Origin of the sequence: Synechococcus sp. JA-3-3Ab (assembly GCF_000013205.1) — a bacterium.
GTDB lineage: Bacteria > Cyanobacteriota > Cyanobacteriia > Thermostichales > Thermostichaceae > Thermostichus.
In genome coordinates, this window is record NC_007775.1 from 489051 (window position 1) to 507518 (window position 18468).

Sequence of the window (18468 nt, forward strand, 5' to 3'; positions counted from 1 at the left end):
TGGTGACTAGGCCAACACCGGCTCCGGCTGGTGGTAGAGGGCAGCCTCCACCCGGCAGCCCCGGTAGGCCAAGACGTACAGCTCCTTCATGTCCTGAATCAGCGGGTAGCGGGGGTTGGCGCCGGTGCATTGATCATCGAAAGCCTGCTCCGCCATCGCCTCCAGACGGTCGTAGAACGCCTGCTCGCTCTCGCTGAGGGCCTCGCGGATGGTAGCCGGGATCCCTAGCTTCCGCTTTAGCTCCTCGATGGCCTCAATGAGGCGCATGACCTTTTCATCATCATTGGCTCCGCCCAACTGCAGGTAATCGGCAATCTCGGCATAGCGGTGCTTGGCGTTGGGGTAGCGGTATTGGGGGAAGATGGCCTGCTTAAAGGGGGCGTCGGTGGCGTTGTAGCGGATGACGTGGGTAATCATCAGGGCATTGGCCAGGCCGTGGGGCAGGTGGAAGGTGGATCCCAGCTTGTGGGCCAAGGAGTGGCACACCCCCAAAAAGGCGTTGGCAAAGGCCATGCCGGCAATGGTGGCGGCGTAGTGGACTTTTTCTCTGGCTTCTGGATCTTCGGCCCCCTTCTCGTAGGCCCGCGGCAGGTAGGTCATCAGCAGCTTAATCGCCTGCAGCGCCAGCCCATCGGTAAACTCGCTGGCCATCACCGAGACATAGGCTTCCAGGGCATGGGTAAGGGCATCGAGGCCGCCGTAGGCGGTTAGCTTCTTGGGCATCTTCAAAGTGAGATCCGGATCCACAATGGCCATGCTGGGGGTGAGGGCGTAGTCGGCCAGTGGGTACTTGATCCCCACCCGGTCGTCGGTGACTACGGCAAAGGGCGTCACCTCGGATCCCGTCCCGGAAGTGGTGGGGATGCAGACCAGTTGGGCTTTTTGCCCCAGCGGCGGCAGCTCGTAGACCCGCTTGCGGATGTCCATAAAGCGCGTGGCCAGGCCTTCAAACTCCAGCTGGGGCTGCTCGTACATCAGCCACATCACCTTGGCCGCGTCCATGGGGGATCCGCCGCCCACGGCGATGATGACATCCGGCTGAAACTGGCGCAGCTGCTCCAGGCCGCGGTTGACGGCGCTGAGGGTGGGATCCGGCTCCACGTCGTGGTAGACATCCCACTTGATCTGCAGTTCGTCCAAAACCCGGGTAACCGCCTGCAGCACGCCCAGCTCGAAGAGGGGCCTATCGGTAACCAAAAAAGCCCGTTTTTTGCCGGCCAACTCCCGCAGCGCCACCGGTAGACATCCCGGCTTGAAGTAGATCTTGGGCGGCACCCGAAACCAGAGCATATTTTCCCGCCGGTAGGCCACCGTTTTAATGTTGAGCAGGTGGCGCGGCCCCACATTGTCCGAGACCGAATTGCCCCCCCAAGTGCCACAGCCTAGGGTGAGCGAGGGATCCAGCCTGAAGTTATAGAGATCCCCAATTGCTCCCTGGGAAGAGGGGGTGTTGATCAGCACCCGCGCTGTTTGTAGGGCATTTTCAAAGTAGGCAATATCGTCCCGATTGGCGGGATCGGTATACAAAACAGAGGTGTGGCCCCGCCCCCCGAAATTGACCACTTGGACGGCCATATCGACAGCGCTGGGGAAATCCTTGGCGCGGTAGAGGGCCAAAACAGGAGCCAATTTTTCGTAGGAAAACGGCTCTTCGGGCCCCACCTTCTCCACTTCCCCAATCAGCAGCTTGCTGCCTTCGGGTACCTGGATCCCGGCCAGAGCAGCGATGGTCTGCACCGATTGGCCAACAATAGCTGGATTGAGACGGCCATCCTTGAGGAGAATGCGGCGCACCGCTTGCGTCTGTTCCGGATCCAAAAAGTAGGCCCCTCGATGGCAAAACTCCGCCTTCACCTGCTCATAAACGGCCTCCACCACGATCACCGCCTGTTCCGAGGCGCAGATCATGCCGTTGTCAAAAGTTTTGCTGAGCAAGATCGAGCTGACAGCTGTGGGAATGTCGGCGCTGGCGTCGATCACCGCCGGCGTGTTGCCCGCCCCCACACCCAGCGAGGGGTGGCCGGAGGAATAGGCCGCCTTGACCATGCCAGGGCCCCCGGTGGCCAGGATCAACTTCACCTCCGGATGTTGCATCAAAGCCTGAGACAGCTCGATGGTGGGCTCGTCGATCCAGCCGATCAACCCCACAGGCGCACCGGCTGCCTCAGCCGCCTCCTTGACCACCTTGGCCGCGGCAATGGTGCATCGTTTGGCGCGGGGGTGAGGGGAAAAGATGATGGCGTTGCGGGTTTTCAGGGTGATGAGAGCTTTGAAAATGGTTGTCGAAGTGGGGTTGGTGACTGGCACAATGCCCGCCAAAAGCCCCACCGGCTCGGCAATGCGCTCGTAGCCAAAACTCTCGTCCCGCTCGATGACGCCACAGGTTTTCTCGTGTTTGTATTTGTTGTAAATGTATTCAGAGGCAAAGTGATTTTTGATCACCTTGTCTTCCACAATCCCCATGCCGGTCTCTTCCACGGCCAGCTTGGCCAGCGGGATCCGTTCGTTGTTGGCGGCCAGGGCAGCTTTGTGAAAGATCCGATCCACCTGTTCCTGGGTGAAGGTGGCATACTCAGCCTGGGCAGCTTTTACCTGTTGGATCAGAGCTTCCAGTTCCTCGAGGTTGGTGACAGGCATAGGTGGATCCTCCAAAATTACATCCATACAGGTTAAAAGTTGAGGCAACCGTTAGAAATTGCTGCAAGACTCCATGGGCCTGCTGACCGGCTAAGCGCCAACAGGCGCGGGAACCTGGATCTCAGTGGTCATTTTTGGGGGATGGGTAAGGGTGTTGTGGATGATGCACGCATCGACTGCCTTTTCCAACCCTTTTTGGTGTTTTTCGTCGAGCGGGATCCCACTTTTCACCCGAATGCAAATGTTGTCTAGGCGGGCAGGGTGCTCGACTTTATCTGCGGTAACAACCACTTCCAGCCCTTTGGGATCCAACTGCCGCGCTTCCAAATACTTGACGGCATAGAACCCCACACAAGCACCCAAAGAGGCCAAAAACCACTCCGGCGGCGTCATTCCCTGATCTTGGCCGTGGTTGTCCAAAGGCTGATCGCTGAGGATGCGATGGCCGCGGCTTTGGGCTTGAAATTGAACGCCATTTTGGTAGGTTACGCGCACTTCCACCAGGGATCCCTCCTCATTTTTGGAGCTACCAGAGTTGGCAAGCTGCTAGACTATTGGGTTCAACTAAGTTCAACTTAGCATTACCTTGGAGACAGCCTAAGGACTTTAGAGATGACTTTGGGATCAGGCTGGCTCAAGTCAGAATTGGCTCTAGTTTTGTTGCTGTCGCTCCAGCGATAAACTAAACTGCCACCAATCCCCGCTCGCGAAAGATCTGCAAAGCGTGGTTGATCTGTTCCGGGGTGGGCGGCTGAACATCGCTGAGGGTATAGGGCAATCCCAACTGCTGCCATTTGTATTCCCCCATCTTGTGAAAGGGCAAAACTTCCACCCGCTCCACGTTGGAGAGCGTGGCCACAAACTCGGCCAAGCCCTTGATGTTTTCCTCGGGATCTGTTAGCCCGGGAACCAGCACAAAACGAATCCAGGTGGGCTTGTGAATCTGATCCAAATAGCGAGCCAGATCGAGAGTGGGCTGCAGCGAAACGCCGGTAACTTTGCGATAGAGCTCCGGCAGATAGGACTTGATATCCAGTAGCACCAAGTCTGTATGGGCCAACACCGGCTTGGCCACGCCCAAGGGCGCATAGCCGGAAGTATCTAGAGCCGTGTGCAAGTCCAGCTCATGGCAGCGGCGGAAAATCTCCGCCACAAAGTTGGGCTGCATCAACGGTTCCCCCCCGCTGGCCGTGACTCCCCCGCCCTTGAGGTAGTAGTTGCGGCAGCGCTGGATCTCCGCCATGAGGGAATCCACCGTCACCACCTGGCCGGCATTGGGATCCCGACAGTCGGGATTGTGGCAGTACAGACAGCGCAGAGGACAGCCCTGCAGAAAGATGACAAAGCGGATCCCTGGCCCATCTACCGTGCCACAGGTCTCGACCGAGTGAATGCGGCCGGTTATCGGCGTCAAGGGGTTGAGCGGGGTATCCATACTTCTATCCTCAACAGCTTTTGCAAAATATCAATTAATCTTGAGGTTTTCTTCCCAATTGCTGTCTATGCTGCGCACACCATGGTTTTGTCTCTTTTGAGATTTGGGCTTTACCCGAACTGGGTTTTGCTTAACAGTTGACAACCCCTGGAAAGACCCCCCTACTGGGAAACACCTGCCGAGATGTTGTGCAGGCGATGGGCTTTGGGATCAAAGCCCGCCGGGAAATGGGTATAGGCATCGTAATCGGCGTGATCCAGCAAAGCCCCCTCCAAGAGGGCACCGCGGAAATCGCTGCCGAAAAGCAGGCATCCCCGCAGATCCGCTCCCGATAGGTTGGCGCCGGTGAAATCGGCAAAGCTGAGGTCACACCCCCGCAGGTTGGCGCCTGCCAGGTTGGCCCCTCTGAAATCAGCAGAGCGCAGGTCGGCACCGGCTAGGTGGATGCCCCGCAAGTCGGCCTGGGGCAGCTCGATCTCCTGGAAATCGCGCCGTCCCGCCGCGTAGTCTCTAACCAAGTCCAAAACGCTATAGCTCATCGAACCTCCTTGCTTGGGGAGGGGGGATCCCTTCCCTCGACCCTGCTACGGGCAGCCTTCCGGGATCCCCCACTCCGCCGTTTTCCGTTAGAAGTGTTGGTGGAAGGTGCGGTTAATCACATCCAGTTGTTGCTCGCGGGTGAGCTTGATGAAGTTCACCGCGTAGCCAGACACTCGGATGGTGAGCTGGGGATAGAGCTCGGGGTGCTCCATGGCCTGCAGCAGGGTCTCGCGGTTGAGGACGTTGACGTTGAGGTGAAAGCCGCCATCCCGCATGTAGCCGTCCAGCAGCCCCACCAGGTTAGCAACCCGCTCCTCGGCGGTGCGACCTAGGGCCGCCGGCACAATCGAGAAGGTGTTGGAGATGCCATCCAGGGCGTCGTCGTAGGGCAGCTTGGCCACCGAAGCCAGCGAGGCCACCGCCCCCTTGGTGTCCCGGCCGTGCATGGGGTTGGCCCCTGGGGCAAAGGGCTCGCCGGCTCGCCGCCCGTCGGGGGTGTTGCCGGTTTTCTTGCCGTAGACCACGTTGGAGGTGATGGTGAGGATGGACTGGGTGGGGATGGCATTGCGGTAGGTCTTGTGCTTGCGCAGCTCGGCCATGAAGGTCTGCACCAGTTGCACCGCAATGGAGTCAACCCGGTCATCGTTGTTGCCGTATTTGGGGAAGTCGCCATCCACCGCGTAATCCACCACTAGGCCCCGCTCATCCCGGATGGCCCGTACCCGCGCGTATTTGATGGCGGATAGGGAGTCGGCTGTTACCGACAGGCCGGCCAGGCCAAAGGCCATGGTGCGCAGCACGTCCCGGTCGTGCAGGGCCATCTCCAGGCGCTCGTAGCAGTACTTGTCGTGCATGTAGTGGATGATGTTCATGGTGTTGACGTAGGTCTTGGCCAGCCAGGCCATCATCTGCACCAGGCGCGGCCACACCTCGTCATACTCCAGCACCTCAGAAGTAATGGGGGCATAGGCCGGGGCCACCTGCTCGCCGGAGATCTCGTCCCGGCCGCCATTGATGGCATAGAGTAGGCACTTGGCCAGGTTGACCCGCGCTCCAAAAAACTGCATCTGCTTGCCGATGCGCATGGCCGACACACAGCAGGCGATGCCGTAGTCATCCCCCCAGTAGGGGCGCATCAAGTCGTCGTTTTCGTACTGGATGGAGCTGGTTTCAATGGAGACCTTGGCGCAGTAGCGCTTGAAGGCTTCCGGCAGCCGCTCCGACCAGAGCACCGTCAGGTTGGGCTCCGGTGCCGGCCCCAGGTTGTAGAGGGTATGCAGCATGCGGAAGCTGGTCTTGGTAACCAGAGGCCGCCCATCCAGCCCCATGCCGCCGATGCACTCGGTAACCCAGGTGGGATCCCCGCTAAAGAGCTCGTTGTACTCCGGCGTGCGCAAAAACCTGACCATGCGCAGCTTCATGACAAAGTGGTCGATGAGCTCTTGGGCCTCTTCCTCGGTGAGGATCCCGGCCTGCAGATCCCGCTCGATGTAGATGTCTAGGAACGTGGAAACCCGCCCCAGGGACATGGCAGCGCCATTTTGCTCTTTGACGGCTGCCAGGTAGGCCAGGTACAGCCACTGGATGGCCTCGCGGGCGTTGCTGGCCGGACGGCCCAGGTCAAAGCCGTAGCTGGCCCCCATCTCCTTGAGCTCGTACAGGGCTTTGATCTGCTCTGAGAGCTCCTCCCGCAGGCGGATGGTTTCTTCATCCATCGTGTCCACCTCTAGGCTGGCCTTCTGCGCCTCCTTGTCCTCAATCAGCCGATCCACGCCATAGAGAGGTACCCGCCGGTAGTCGCCGATGATGCGGCCCCGTCCATAGGCGTCCGGCAAGCCGGTGATGATGCCAGAGCGGCGGCAGCGGCGCATCTCCTCCGTGTAGGCGTCGAAAACCCCGTCGTTGTGGGTCTTGCGGTACTTGGTAAAGATTTCCTTAACCTTTGGATCCAGCTCGTAGCCGTAGGCCTTGAGGGCCGTCTCCACCATGCGGATGCCGCCGAACGGCATAATGGCCCGCTTCAGGGGCTTGTCGGTCTGTAGGCCTACAATTTGCTCCAGCTCCCGGTCGATATAGCCCGGCGGGTGGCTGGTGATGCTGGAAGGAAGGTCCGTGTCGGCATCCAAAACCCCCCGCTCCCGCTCCAGCGCCATCAAATCCTTAACCTTGGCCCACAGCCGCTGCGTGCGTTCGCTGGCCGGCGCCAAGAAGCTTTCGTCGCCGGTGTAGGGAGTGTAATTGCGCTGAATAAAATCTCGGACATCAATGCAGCGTTGCCACCGTCCCGGCAGAAAATCTCTCCCAATCGTTTGATCGGATACTTTGCGTTCTGTGGTTTTTTGGGCCTTCGATTCTGTAGATAAAGCTACAGAACGCTGCGCGCTTGCTATCATAACAATCCTCCCGGCTATTACGCCTAACAACTCCGCCAATAGGCTGGCGACAGGGCGAGGCGACGCCTCAGCAGCTGCCAAAAGCTACAACAATCTTTGCAAAAGGGAAGGCCTAGCCACTCACTTGAGGGAGAGCTTTTAGCAACTCTGCTGTTTCTTTTTTTAGATGTTGGCCCTACACCTCGCCCACTTCAATTTTAGTCTCTTGCCCTGGGAAGATGTTTTTGTGGGCGCATTTTTAACCGTGTTTTTTAATGTTGTCTTAAGAGTTTGCTGGAAAGAGTTTTGACCTTTTCCCTCGCCGAAGGGCCGACCTATGCTGAGGTAGGGCAGCCCCGGTTGCCCCACCAGAAGACCTGGTGTTCGCGTTAGCAGTGCGTTTTCTATGAAGTTTTCTATGAACCCGTCCATTCGAATTGTCCAAGGGATCCACCACCTGCACTTCTACCTTTGGGATCTGCCCCGTTGGCGGGAACACTTTTGTCGGGTTTGGGGCTTCCGGGTGGCAAGCGACGCCGGCAACACCCTGGAGCTGGAGCAGGGATCCCTGCGCTTGCGCCTGTCTCAGCCGGCACGGGCGGGGGACGAGGTGGACCGCCATTTGCAGCGGCATGGGCCGGGGGTGGTGGATGTGGCCTTGGCGGTGGGAGAGCAGGAGCTACCGGCCTTGGCGGAGCTGTTGCGGGGCCGAGGCGCCCAACTGGCGTGGATCCCGGCAGCAGCGGCGCTCTGCCTCCACACCCCCTACGGGATCCGGCATTCTCTGATCCCTGGCCCCTTGGATGCCGCCCCTGCCGAAGCGGGCCTGTTTTCCCACTGGGATCACGTGGTGTTGAACGTGGAGCAGGGATCCCTGCAGGCGGCAGCCGACTGGTATGGGCGGGTGCTGGGCTGGCGGCGGCTGTACCGCTACAGCATCGGCACCGCCACCTCCGGCCTGGAAAGCGTGGTGGTGGGGGATCCGGAAGCGGGGATCCAATGGGCCATCAACGAGCCCACCTGTGCCGCTTCCCAGATTCAGGAGTTTTTGCATGCCCATGGCGGCCCGGGCATTCAGCACGCGGCGCTGCACAGCTCAGACATTGTTGCCAGCCTGCGCCGGTTGCGGCAGGGGGGAGTGGACTTTTTGCAAGTGGCGCCGCAGTACTACACCAGCCTGGAAAGGGAGCTGGGGTTGGCGCTCCGTTCTGCCCTTGGGCAGGCCATCTCCTGGCAAGACCTGGTGGAGCAGCAGATCCTTCTGGATGCTACCCTGCCCGCTTCTGATGGCCAGGATCGCCCCCTTCTGCTGCAGACCTTTACCCAGCCCCTCTTTGGTCGGCCCACCTTTTTCTTTGAAGTCATTCAACGGCTAGGCGGGGCCACGGGCTTTGGCGAGGCCAATTTTCAGGCTTTGTTCGAGGCCCTGGAACGGCAACAGCGACAGCGACACCAGGCGCTGACCCCTTAGCTACAGCCGGCAGGGATCCGGAAAACTTTTCTCGGTTCCCTGGAAGTTTTATCCCAATAGTAAATGGCTATAGCTAAGAGTTCAGAGCAGTTGGGCGGCGATTGCTCTCAACAGGTGATTTTGGTCGATGGGCTTGGTTAAGTAGGCATTAGAGCCAAGCCGCAGCCCTTCTTCCATGTCTTCTCGGCTGGTTTTCGAGGAGAGAAAGACAAAGGGGATGTGGGCAGTGGACCGACCCCATCTCACGGCATCTAACACTCCATAGCCGTTCAGCTTGGGCATGACCACATCGCACAACACCAAATCCGGCAGGAGAGCGTGCACCATCTGTAATCCTTCCTCCCCATCGCTGGCCGCGACAGTGTCGTACCCAGCTCGTTGCAACACTTTCTGCAAATAGGTGCGGATGGCGGGTTCGTCTTCAATCACCAAGATGCGTTTGGACATGTGGCTTCGTAAAAAAGCAAACAAGAAACCCCCAATCCCTTGGGCTGGCCGTCGGCTTCCTGGAACAACCGAGAGCCGAGTTGATGCGGGAACGAACAGGGAAGCTACAGAGACAGCATAGAAAAACTCTGGGGAAAAAAGCTCCGCCAAATGGCTCATTCTGGTACCCTAACCCTCTGCAAAAATCCTGATACGGTGCAGAACCCCTTTCCTCATCCGCGGATTTGCGGCTATGGTCATTTCAAATAGCAATGCAACGTTTATCCCTAACTCCCCTCTCCCAGAGGGAGAGGGGCAGGGGGGTGAGGGTCTTATTCCGAGGTGAGTTGTCGCTCCATCAGCCTGGCCAGGGCAGCAGTGGGGGTGGTCTGTCCTTGCAACAACCGATGCACCTCCTGGGTGATAGGCACCCGGATGTTGTGTTGGGCGGCGATCTTGACCACGACAGGAGCGGTGTAAACTCCTTCGGCAGTGCCCTCGATTTCAGCCAGAACCTGGGACAAAGGCCTACCTTGGCCCAACCCGTAGCCCACCTGGTAGTTGCGGCTCAGAGGACTGTGACAGGTGGCCAGCAGATCCCCCAGGCCTGAGAGGCCGTTGAAGGTCTCAGGCCGCGCCCCTAAGCGGGATCCCACCCGGATCATCTCTGCCAAGCCGCGGGTAACCAGGGCAGCCCGAGCATTGGTGCCCAGGTGCAGCGCATCACACACCCCCACGGCGATGGCGATAACATTTTTCAGGATGCCTCCCAGCTCCACCCCCAGCGGATCGCTGCTGGTGTAGAGGCGAAAGCGCTCTGAAGCCAGGGCATGCTGCACCTGCACGGCTGCCCAGAGATCCCGGCTGGCTACCACTGCTGCTGCCGGCAAACCCTGGCGGATCTCGGCGGAAAGGTTAGGCCCGGAGAGCACCACCAACGGCTGGTTGGGGAAGGCAGCCCCCCAGATTTGGGCAGGAGTCAAAAGTTGGAGCGGATCCAGTCCCTTAGTGGCTGAGACCAAAATAACCTGCGGTGGGATCCCCACCTGGCGCACAACCTCGGCCACGGGGCGCACCCCTGCCATCGAGACTGCCGAGATGAGGATTTGGGATCCCTGGAGCACCTCTTTGAGATCCAGATCTTTGCGCCGGTCCCAAACCTGCACTCGGTGCCCCTGGGCCTGGGCCAGCAGAGCCAGCGTACTTCCCCAGGCTCCCGCCCCTAGAATGGCGATCTTCTGGGGGGATGTTGTGTTAGTTTTCATCTGACCTTTGCAGCCGCAGCTTCTCTCCCAGGATGCCTTAAACTCCCCGTTAGCAAGAGAGCGACAAAGGTTAGTATGGTTGGATACCAAATCATGGGTTCGGCCAAAGAGCAGACGAGATGACAGAAGCAGGGATCCGACGCCTTCCTGCTGAGGTAGCCGCCAAGATGGGGAGCTGGCGGCACGGCTATGCCCTCACCAATGGTATTCAACTGCACTACGTCACCCAGGGGGAAGGGGAGCTGGCCATCTTGCTGCATGGTTTCCCGGAGTTTTGGTACTCCTGGCGGCACCAGATCCCGGTGTTGGCGCAGCGGTTTTGCGTGGTGGCCCCCGATCTACGCGGCTACAACGATTCCGACAAGCCGGATCACGGCTACGACCTAGATACCCTCACGGCGGATGTCCGCGGCCTCCTGGATCACTTTGGGGCCAAGAGGGCGGTAGTGGTGGCCCACAACTGGGGAGGGGCTATTGCTTGGCACTGGGCGCAACTTTTTCCCCAGGAGATCCGCAAGCTGGCCGTGCTCAACTCTCCTCACCCCGCTTGCTTTCGCCGGGAGTTCCTGACCAATTTGGACCAGATGCGCCGCAGTTGGTACTTGTTTTTCTTCCAGTTGCCCTGGCTGCCGGAGTGGGTGCTCCAGTGGAACTTGGGCGATTGGGTGCAGCGCATCTTCCGAGAGACCTCGGTGCGCAAAAGCGCCTTCACCCGACACGACCTGAAGATCTACCAAGAGGCTCTCGCCAAACCCAAGGTGCTCACCTCTGCCCTTAACTACTACCGCCACCTGTTTAGCCTGCCCACTCTGCAGAACCTGTTTTTACAGCCCCTGCGGCAGATCCTCGCCCCCACCCTGCTCATTTGGGGAGAGGAAGACTTTGCCCTCAGCCGCGAGCTGACCGAGGGAATGGATCCCTTTTTCCCCAACGGCATTCGCAAAGAATACATCCCCGAGTGCGGCCACTGGGCGCAGCAGGAGGCGCCGCAAACCGTGAATCGGCTGCTGATGGAGTTCCTCTAGGTGTCAAGTTGGGAGAGCTTTACCAGCCCCAGGGGTTCACCCTAGAATAATCCACTGAATTCTAGCAGGGGAAACGGCATGGCCCTGGAGTATCCGCCCCATCTGCGCTATGTGGACACCCACGAGTACATCCGCGTTGAGGATGACATTGCGGTGATTGGGATCACGGCTTATGCCGTCGATCAGCTGGGAGACATCGTCTTCGTCGGCTTGCCCGAGGAAGGGACAGAAATTGAAAAGGGGGAGAGCTTTGGCTCCGTGGAGTCCGTCAAGGCCGTGGAGGATCTGTATGCCCCTGTTTCGGGGAAAGTGGTGGCGGTAAACAAAGCGGTGGTGGACAGCCCAGAGAGCATTGCCGACGATCCCTATGGAGACGGCTGGCTGATCAAGGTGCGCATGACCAACCCGGAAGATCTCGACGACACGATGAGCGCGGAGGCTTACGCCAGCTTGGTGGAGGGATCCTAAGCCCTACAGCAACACTTCCCGGTTGCCCCCCTGCCTTTTGGCCTGGTAGAGGGCTTGGTCGGCTGCCTCTAGAAAGCTTTGGACGGAAGTTTCTGCTGAAAGGCTGAGCCAAGAGGCGACGCCAATGCTACAGGTGAGGTGGATAACTTCCGCTCCCACCTGCAGAGGGAGGGATTGGACGGCCTGCCGCAGGCGCTTGGCCAACTGCAGGATTTGAGCTTCCGGAACCCCGCGCACCATGAGGACAAATTCGTCGCCCCCCATGCGGGCCAGCAGATCCTCTTGGCGAACCTGGTCCTGCAGTTGGCGGGCCACCTGGATCAGGGCTTGATCCCCGGCCAAGTGCCCCCAGCGGTCGTTGATGAGCTTGAAGTTGTCCAAGTCCAGGTAAAGCAAGTGGAGGGGAAAGCTATGGCGGCGGGCAAAGGCCATCTCCCTCTGCAGGTGCTCTAGGAAAAACCGACGGTTGTGCAGCCCCGTGAGCGGGTCGTAGAGAGCGGCGGCAGCGACCTGGAAAAAGAAAGCCTCCTCCAGCCGGTCATAATAGGCAAACTGCAGGAGGCTATTCCCCAGCTGGATGCGATCCCTATCGGCCAAGGGAAGGCGAGTTACCCTCTGCCAGTTGACATAGGTACCGTTGAGGCTGCCTAGGTCGGTGAGGATGTAGGTTCCCCCTTCTCTCTCCAGCCGACAGTGCTGCCGAGAAACGGCGTGATCCCAGAGCTGAATGTCAGCCTGGGAGCTGCGCCCCACTACCGCTGTTTCCCCCAAGGGAAAGGTCATGCCCATATTGGCCCCCCAGAGCACGGTCAAAAAGGCGCCCACAGGCTCTCTCTCCACTCCCAGCCCATAGCACTCCAGGGAGATGCAGGTGGTCGGCTCTTCGAGAGACAAAGGGTAAGTATCCAAAGTTACAGGGATCCCACCTAGGCAGAGGTTATGGAAGGCTTAAGACGGCCTCTCTCCGTATTATGACGGTTTTGTCGAGCTCTGCCCACCCTCCTGCCTGCCCCGCCAGGACAAGAGGGATCCTCTACTCCAGGCCCAGCCGGCGGCGAAAGTAGGGGATAGTCAGCTCCAGGCCAAGCTGCAGAGGAATCTGGGGATCCCAGCCCAGCAGGGCGCGGGCCTTGTTGATGTCGGGCCGGCGCTGCTTGGGATCGTCGGTTGGGAGAGGCCGGTGGACGATGGGAGAAGAGCTGCCGGTGAGGGCCAAAACCTGCCGAGCCAACTCTAGAATGGTGACCTCCTGCGGGTTGCCCAGGTTAAAGGGGCCGGGATAAGGGCTGTTCATCAGGCGCACCAGGCCCTCGATGAGGTCGGAGATGTAGCAGAAGCTACGGGTCTGGGAGCCATCTCCATAGACGGTGAGGGGATTCCCGCGCAGCGCCTGGACGATGAAGTTGCTGACCACACGGCCATCGTCTTCCCGCATGGCCGGGCCATAGGTGTTGAAGATGCGGGCCACGCGGATCTCGGTTTGGTGTTGCCGCTGCCAGTCAAAGGTCAGGGTTTCGGCCAGGCGCTTGGACTCGTCGTAGCAGGCCCGCGGGCCGATGGGGTTGACATGGCCCCAGTAGTCCTCCGGCTGGGGGTGCACCTGGGGATCCCCGTACACTTCTGAAGTGGAGGCCAGCAGGAACCTGGCCCCCGTTTTCTGGGCCAGCTCCAGCAGGTGGTAGGTGCCCCAGACGCCGGTGCGGATGGTGCGGATGGGATCCGCCTGGTAGTGGGGCGGCGAGGCGGGACAGGCCAGGTGGTAGATTTGCTCAATGCCAGCTTTCTCCAGCTCCGGCGGCAGCGGCTCGGCCACGTCGTGCCACAGCAAGGTCAAGGCAGGGTTGTTGCGGTGGGCCTGCAGGTTCTCCTCCCGCCCCGTGTAGCCGTTGTCGAGGCAGATCACCGTGTGGCCCTCCTGCAGCAGACGGCTGACCAGATGGGAGCCGATAAACCCCAAACCACCCGTAACCAGGATCTTCACCAGCCCACTCCAATCAGGGTAATGCCCGCCTGCTGAACGGCCTGCCGGTCAAGGCAGTTGCGGCCGTCGAGGATGAGGGGCCGCCGCATCAGCTCGGCAAGGCGCCGGTAATCCAGCGACAAAAACTCCGGCCACTCGGTCACCAGCACCAGGGCGTCGCAATCCTGGGCCAGGCGGAACACGTCCGTTTCCACCACCACGTGGGCCAGGCCCTCCCGCATCCCCGAAGCCGACACAATGGGATCATAGGCTTTTACCTTGGCCCCCAGCCGGTGGAGCTGCTCGATGAGGGTCAGGGACGGCGCATCCCGCAGGTCGTCGGTGTGGGGCTTGAAGGTGAGGCCCAGAAGGCCGATGGTCTTGCCCTTGAGCACCTTGAGGGCCTGCTGCAGCTTTTCCAGCAGGCGCTGCCGCTGCTCGCGGTTGACCTCGACGGTGGCCCGCAACAGCTTGGCCTCATAGCCGTAGTCGGCTGCCGTCTGGATCAAAGCGGCCAGATCCTTGGGAAAGCAGCTCCCTCCCCAGCCTAGACCAGCGTTGAGGAAGGCGCGGCCAATGCGCTTATCGAGGCCGATCCCTTCGGCCACCTGGGTGATGTCGGCGCCAGTGCGCTCGCAGATGTTGGCGATCTCGTTGATGAAGCTGATCTTGGTGGCCAGGAAGGCGTTGGCCGCATATTTGATCATCTCGGCCGAGGCCAGGTCGGTGACCAGCAAGGGCACGGGATCCCCGCCCAAGCCCTGCTGGCGGCTGAGGATGGGCTCGTAAAGCTGCCGCAGGATCTCGATGGCCCGGGGGCTGTTGGAGCCAATCACGATGCGGTCGGGGTAAAAGGTATCCTGGATGGCGCTGCCCTCCCGCAGAAACTCGGGGTTGCTCACCACGTCGAAGGGCGGCACCCAGGAAGACCTGTCCAGGGTGGCCAGGGAGGAGGGGGTGGGATCCCCCCCAGCCAGGGCCATCTGTTGGCTGCTTAGGCGCTGCTGGACAGCCTCGGCGGCGCCGTCGAGGATGAGCATGCGCACCCAGTCGCCGGAGCCGATGGGCACGGTGGACTTGTTGACGATGACGCGGTAGCGGTTGTCCAGGTGCTGGCCGATCCCTCGCGCCACGGCCTCTACGTAGCGCAGGTCTGGCTCGCCGCTGGGCAAAGCCGGGGTGCCCACGGCAATGAAGATCACTTCGCTGGCCTTCACCCCCAGGCCCAGGTCGGTGGTAAAGTGCAGCCGGCCAGCCTCGGCGCCTTCCCGCACCAGCTCTTCCAGGCCGGGCTCGTAGATGGGCAGACGACCTCGCTGCAGGTTTTCGATTTTGACAGGGTTGTTGTCTATACAAATAACGCTGTGGCCCAGGTGGGCCAGACAGGCGCCGGTTACCAACCCCACATAGCCAGCTCCCACGACCGCCATGTCCATGGCCGCCTCCCCCTCGCGTCGGTGCTTGGTTCTAAAATACCCCGCCGGCCCGCATTTCCTATCCCCTCGAAGAAGGTCGGCCCCTAGGGGGAGTCGGTGGCAAAATAAAGCTGAACCGGCTTGGTCTGAGGCTCCCCAGCGGTGAGCTTCCCCGATTCTGCTGCCATAGCCAGCCGCCGTCAGCGCCAGGTGCAGAGGGTGCTCTATGTCACCCTGGGGCTCAATCTTTTGGTGTTTTCGGTCAAGTTGATCCTGGGATTGGCGACGGGATCCCTCAGCTTGGTGGCCGATGCCCTGCACAGTGTTACCGACAGCGCCAGCAACATTCTTGCCCTGCTGGCAGCCCGCTTTTCCTCGCCAGAGCCGGACGAAGACCATCCCTATGGCCGCAGCAAGTTTGAGGCCATTGGAGCGCTGGGGATCGCCGCCTTTTTGGGAGTGGCCAGCTTCGAGATCCTCAGCGCAGCGGTGGGGCGGTTTTTTGCACCCCAGCCGCCGCAGCTCCGGATCGAGGGGTTGACCTTGACGCTGATGCTGGGCGTGCTGGGGATCAACCTCTTCGTGGCCGTCTATGAACGTTTCTGGGGCAGGGCGCTGGCCAGCTCGCTGCTCTTGGCCGATGCCCGCCATACCCTCAGCGATGTCTGGGTAACCCTGACGGTATTGCTGGGTCTGGCCGGGATCCACTTCTGGGGGATCCCTTGGCTGGACCAGGTGCTGGCGGTGCCGGTGGGGCTGCTGGTGTTCTGGAGCGGCTGGGAAGTGCTGCGGGAAAACGTTCCCTTCTTAACCGACCGGGTGGCTATCCCCCCCAAAACCTTGCGGGAGCTGGTTCTCAGCCTGCCCGGGATCCTCGACTGCCACGACATCACCTCCCGCGGCATCCCGGGGCAGATGATCTTTATCGAAATGCACATGGTGGTGGAGCCGCTGGATGTGGAGTCGGCCCATCGCCTTACCGAAGCGGTGGAGCAACTGCTGCAGCAGCGCTACGGGCCGGTGCGGGTCACCATCCACCTGGAGCCCTACTCCCACATCGAGGGATCCCGTTCCTAGCCACAATGGGCCTTGCATTCCTTGCTCTGCGCGGGTTTAATGGGGGTAGATTTCCCCCTTCGGGGGGATTCCTAGAGAGTGGAAAGAAAGTGGAAAGCCCGTCCTCATAGCCAAAAGCTCGGTAGTAGCGGGGAAACTCTGCCAATGCCTCGGGCTGGGGCACGTCGTGGTTGCCGGGCACCACAAAAGCCGGAAAAGGTAAACGGGCCAGCCGCTCTGCCAACCAAGCGTGGTTTTCTGGCTCCCCGTGCTGGGTCAGATCCCTCGGCAGCAGCAAAAAATCCAAGAGCAACTGCATCCGGTGTTGCAAAACCTGCTCCAGAGCCGGGATGCTTAGCTTCACCAAATGAAACCGGTTGAGATGATCCCAAAGGACAGATCCGGCGCAAGGCCCGATTGCCCCTGGGGGGATTCCGGTCTTTTGGCAGAGGATCTCCGGGATAACCTCGGCAAGGCCACCTTACAGGTGACGGCTGGGGAGGCCGACGGGGAGCAAATCGAGCTGAAAAAGCCCAATCTCTAACTCTGATTACCAACTTCGGCCGCGAGCCGGAGCAGCCTCAGCAGCCGAAGCCCACCCTGCCTGGGATTAGGGCCGGCTCTAACAGCAAGGGCTAGAAAGTGCCTCGGGATCTCGATCCACCACGTCGGGATCCTGTTGTGCTGAGCCGGCAGAGGGAAGGGAACCCGAGGTTTTACCGGAGTGAAGTGGGCTACCTCGCCTCTAAAGCTGTGTTAAGATTTTGCGTAACTTCAAGAGAGCTGGCGCCTTTCAGATCCGGTAGGGGATTTCGTCAGCGGTGCGTAGCACTATGGGCAAGGTTTTGGTTTTAAATGCCTCCTACGATCCGCTCAACATCACCAGTTGGCGCAGAGCTGTTGTCCTTTTGCTCAAGGGCAAGGCCGAGCAAATCGAGCACAATGGCAAAGTAGTCTACGGCAACATCCCTCTGCCCACCGTCATCCGCCTGCGCCACTACGTTCACGTTCCCCACAAGGAGATCCCCCTGACGCGGCGCAATGTCCTCTACCGCGATGGGCACCGCTGCCAGTACTGCGGCTGTTACGGCGAAGACCTAACCCTGGATCACGTGATCCCGCGCTCCCGCGGCGGTGAAGATACCTGGGAGAATGTAGTCAGCGCCTGTGTGCGCTGCAACGTGAAAAAAGGGAATCGCACCCCTTGGGAGGCCGGCATGCCCTTGCTCCGCCAGCCCCGCCGCCCCCACAGCACCCTTTACTTTGAAATCTCCAAAGCCGTCGGCAGCGGATCCCATCGGGAATGGCTGAAGTACGCCATCGGCCTGGAAGGGGATCCGCCGCCGGAGCTGGCAGTCAAGCCCGCCTAGCTCCCAAGGCTAAGGATGCAGGTCTGAGACCGGCGCTGCTTTGGAAAGGGGAGGAGAGGTGGTGGCCGGGATCCCCAGCTCGATCCAGCGATGGATCAGGGCGTTGACCTCTTCGGGGCGCTCATCGTGAGGGCAGTGGCCGGCCTCCAGGAAGTATTCCACCGCCTGAGGGTAGTGAGCCCGGTAGAGCTTAGAGCGCTCGCGGACCCGCATCCAGGGATCCCGTTCGCCCCAAATCAACAACAGGGGGCGCACCAAGCTGCGCAGCAGCTCGTCCACATAGCGCCCCTTCTGCCCGCCCCGCATCAGGGCCACGAACACATCGGCAGCCCCCGGATCCCGCGTGGGGCGATGAATGTCTTCCACCAGTTGATCCGTCACTGCCGCCGGGTCGTAATAGACCTGCTTCAGCTTGGAGCGAATCACCCGCGGCTGCCGCAAATACTGAAACAATAGGTAAGACACCAGGCGCTGGCGCAGGCCCCAGCCTACCAGGCCACCCAGCCATTGCCGCCAGCCAGATGGGGATCCCTTAACCGTGGAAAAGCCGCCTGCCCCGTTAAGCAGCACCACCCCCCGCACCCACTCCGGCCACTCTGCCGCCAGGCTGAGCACCACATAGCCGCCCAGGGAGTTGCCAATGGCCACCACAGGCCGCCGGATCACCTGTTGACAGAAATCCCGCAGTTGATCCCGCCAGATCTCGGCGCGATAGTCCCAGTTGGGCTTGGCCGAACGGCCAAAGCCGAGCAAATCGATGGCATAGACCTGGTAGTGTTGAGCCAATTCGGGAATGTTTTTACGCCAGTGGTCGGTGGAAGCCCCAAAGCCGTGCACCAAAAGCAAAGGCTGCCCCTGCTCGCCCTGTTTGACGTAATGGACGGATTGCCCCCGCCAAATCCAGCGTGCCGAGATAGGAGTGGCCGATGCCGATGTTGAAGCCATAGAGGTCGCTTGTAAGCTTTTGTTATTTAAGTATTCTAGATTCTTTTAGATTCTGCTCGGCCGACTCTGGAGCTGTAGCCGAG

Annotated in this window: 17 protein-coding genes; 5 read left to right on the forward strand and 12 right to left on the reverse strand. The window is 60.3% G+C overall.

From position 1 onward, the window contains the following. Positions 1–6: 6 nt before the first annotated feature. The 5 genes from adhE to pflB all read right to left on the reverse strand — a co-directional run bounded on the left by adhE (position 7) and on the right by pflB (position 7005). On the reverse strand, positions 7–2637 hold the full coding sequence (gene adhE / locus CYA_RS02220) for a bifunctional acetaldehyde-CoA/alcohol dehydrogenase (protein WP_011429380.1): 2631 nt from the start codon (positions 2635–2637) through the stop codon (positions 7–9). A gap of 90 nt (positions 2638–2727) precedes the next feature. Then, on the reverse strand, positions 2728–3138 hold the full coding sequence (locus CYA_RS02225; protein ID WP_011429381.1) for an OsmC family protein: 411 nt from the start codon (positions 3136–3138) through the stop codon (positions 2728–2730). A 181-nt stretch (positions 3139–3319) separates the two neighbouring features. Continuing rightward, positions 3320–4072, reverse strand: coding sequence for a pyruvate formate-lyase-activating protein (gene pflA, locus CYA_RS02230; protein WP_011429382.1), 753 nt, complete (start codon positions 4070–4072; stop codon positions 3320–3322). A 161-nt stretch (positions 4073–4233) separates the two neighbouring features. After that, positions 4234–4611 carry a pentapeptide repeat-containing protein gene (locus CYA_RS02235; RefSeq protein ID WP_011429383.1) on the reverse strand — a complete coding sequence of 126 codons (378 nt, stop codon included), beginning with the start codon at positions 4609–4611 and terminating at the stop codon, positions 4234–4236. A gap of 87 nt (positions 4612–4698) precedes the next feature. Then, the gene (gene pflB, locus CYA_RS02240) at positions 4699–7005 is read right to left on the reverse strand and encodes a formate C-acetyltransferase (RefSeq protein ID WP_011429384.1); all 2307 of its coding nucleotides are present in this window, start codon (positions 7003–7005) and stop codon (positions 4699–4701) included. Between the two features lie 397 nt (positions 7006–7402). On the opposite strand from pflB, the gene CYA_RS02245 reads away from it, so the two are divergent. Beyond that, a complete protein-coding gene (locus CYA_RS02245; protein WP_011429385.1) occupies positions 7403–8455 on the forward strand; it encodes a VOC family protein in 1053 nt (350 codons plus the stop codon). An 81-nt stretch (positions 8456–8536) separates the two neighbouring features. On the opposite strand, the gene CYA_RS02250 is transcribed toward CYA_RS02245, so the two are convergent. Together CYA_RS02250 and CYA_RS02255 are read right to left on the reverse strand one after the other, a co-directional pair. Next, positions 8537–8902 (reverse strand): response regulator, encoded by a 366-nt coding sequence (locus CYA_RS02250; protein ID WP_011429386.1) that lies wholly within the window; start codon positions 8900–8902, stop codon positions 8537–8539. Between the two features lie 311 nt (positions 8903–9213). Further along, the gene (locus CYA_RS02255; RefSeq protein ID WP_011429387.1) at positions 9214–10146 is read right to left on the reverse strand and encodes an NAD(P)H-dependent glycerol-3-phosphate dehydrogenase; all 933 of its coding nucleotides are present in this window, start codon (positions 10144–10146) and stop codon (positions 9214–9216) included. 119 nt (positions 10147–10265) lie between these two features. Here CYA_RS02255 and CYA_RS02260 point away from each other — a divergent pair, with 119 nt between their 5' ends. Further along, positions 10266–11171, forward strand: coding sequence for an alpha/beta fold hydrolase (locus CYA_RS02260; protein ID WP_011429388.1), 906 nt, complete (start codon positions 10266–10268; stop codon positions 11169–11171). 78 nt (positions 11172–11249) lie between these two features. After that, positions 11250–11639, forward strand: coding sequence for a glycine cleavage system protein GcvH (gene gcvH, locus CYA_RS02265; protein ID WP_011429389.1), 390 nt, complete (start codon positions 11250–11252; stop codon positions 11637–11639). Positions 11640–11642: 3 nt separating this feature from the next. Here the strand turns inward: gcvH and CYA_RS02270 are convergent, their stop codons facing one another. The 3 genes from CYA_RS02270 to CYA_RS02280 form a co-directional block, all read right to left on the reverse strand. After that, on the reverse strand, positions 11643–12533 hold the full coding sequence (locus CYA_RS02270) for a diguanylate cyclase (RefSeq protein WP_228375413.1): 891 nt from the start codon (positions 12531–12533) through the stop codon (positions 11643–11645). Positions 12534–12672: 139 nt separating this feature from the next. Beyond that, positions 12673–13620, reverse strand: coding sequence for a UDP-glucuronic acid decarboxylase family protein (locus CYA_RS02275; protein WP_011429391.1), 948 nt, complete (start codon positions 13618–13620; stop codon positions 12673–12675). Then, positions 13617–15035 carry a UDP-glucose dehydrogenase family protein gene (locus tag CYA_RS02280; protein ID WP_011429392.1) on the reverse strand — a complete coding sequence of 473 codons (1419 nt, stop codon included), beginning with the start codon at positions 15033–15035 and terminating at the stop codon, positions 13617–13619. The genes CYA_RS02275 and CYA_RS02280 overlap by 4 nt, the downstream gene beginning before the upstream one ends. A gap of 141 nt (positions 15036–15176) precedes the next feature. On the opposite strand from CYA_RS02280, the gene CYA_RS02285 reads away from it, so the two are divergent. Beyond that, the gene (locus CYA_RS02285) at positions 15177–16091 is read left to right on the forward strand and encodes a cation diffusion facilitator family transporter (RefSeq protein ID WP_011429393.1); all 915 of its coding nucleotides are present in this window, start codon (positions 15177–15179) and stop codon (positions 16089–16091) included. On the opposite strand, the gene CYA_RS15205 is transcribed toward CYA_RS02285, so the two are convergent. After that, positions 16042–16389, reverse strand: a complete 348-nt coding sequence (locus tag CYA_RS15205; protein WP_228375496.1) for a metallophosphoesterase family protein — start codon at positions 16387–16389, stop codon at positions 16042–16044. The genes CYA_RS02285 and CYA_RS15205 overlap by 50 nt on opposite strands. A gap of 514 nt (positions 16390–16903) precedes the next feature. Here CYA_RS15205 and CYA_RS02290 point away from each other — a divergent pair. After that, positions 16904–17440 (forward strand): HNH endonuclease, encoded by a 537-nt coding sequence (locus tag CYA_RS02290; RefSeq protein ID WP_011429395.1) that lies wholly within the window; start codon positions 16904–16906, stop codon positions 17438–17440. Positions 17441–17449: 9 nt separating this feature from the next. Here the strand turns inward: CYA_RS02290 and CYA_RS02295 are convergent, their stop codons facing one another. After that, positions 17450–18385, reverse strand: coding sequence for an alpha/beta fold hydrolase (locus CYA_RS02295; protein ID WP_011429396.1), 936 nt, complete (start codon positions 18383–18385; stop codon positions 17450–17452). Between the last annotated feature and the right edge of the window lie 83 nt (positions 18386–18468).

Bases quoted from the DNA above. Each gene is read 5' to 3' on its own strand.
- CYA_RS02255 (WP_011429387.1), bottom strand. From the start codon at position 10,146: ATGAAAACTAACACAACATCCCCCCAGAAGATCGCCATTCTAGGGGCG.
- CYA_RS02250 (WP_011429386.1), bottom strand. From the start codon at position 8,902: ATGTCCAAACGCATCTTGGTGATTGAAGACGAACCCGCCATCCGCACC.
- pflA (WP_011429382.1), bottom strand. From the start codon at position 4,072: ATGGATACCCCGCTCAACCCCTTGACGCCGATAACCGGCCGCATTCAC.
- CYA_RS02260 (WP_011429388.1), top strand. From the start codon at position 10,266: ATGACAGAAGCAGGGATCCGACGCCTTCCTGCTGAGGTAGCCGCCAAG.
- CYA_RS02295 (WP_011429396.1), bottom strand. From the start codon at position 18,385: ATGGCTTCAACATCGGCATCGGCCACTCCTATCTCGGCACGCTGGATT.
- pflB (WP_011429384.1), bottom strand. From the start codon at position 7,005: ATGATAGCAAGCGCGCAGCGTTCTGTAGCTTTATCTACAGAATCGAAG.
- CYA_RS02245 (WP_011429385.1), top strand. From the start codon at position 7,403: ATGAACCCGTCCATTCGAATTGTCCAAGGGATCCACCACCTGCACTTC.
- CYA_RS15205 (WP_228375496.1), bottom strand. From the start codon at position 16,389: ATGCAGTTGCTCTTGGATTTTTTGCTGCTGCCGAGGGATCTGACCCAG.
- CYA_RS02235 (WP_011429383.1), bottom strand. From the start codon at position 4,611: ATGAGCTATAGCGTTTTGGACTTGGTTAGAGACTACGCGGCGGGACGG.
- adhE (WP_011429380.1), bottom strand. From the start codon at position 2,637: ATGCCTGTCACCAACCTCGAGGAACTGGAAGCTCTGATCCAACAGGTA.
- gcvH (WP_011429389.1), top strand. From the start codon at position 11,250: ATGGCCCTGGAGTATCCGCCCCATCTGCGCTATGTGGACACCCACGAG.
- CYA_RS02290 (WP_011429395.1), top strand. From the start codon at position 16,904: ATGGGCAAGGTTTTGGTTTTAAATGCCTCCTACGATCCGCTCAACATC.
- CYA_RS02280 (WP_011429392.1), bottom strand. From the start codon at position 15,035: ATGGACATGGCGGTCGTGGGAGCTGGCTATGTGGGGTTGGTAACCGGC.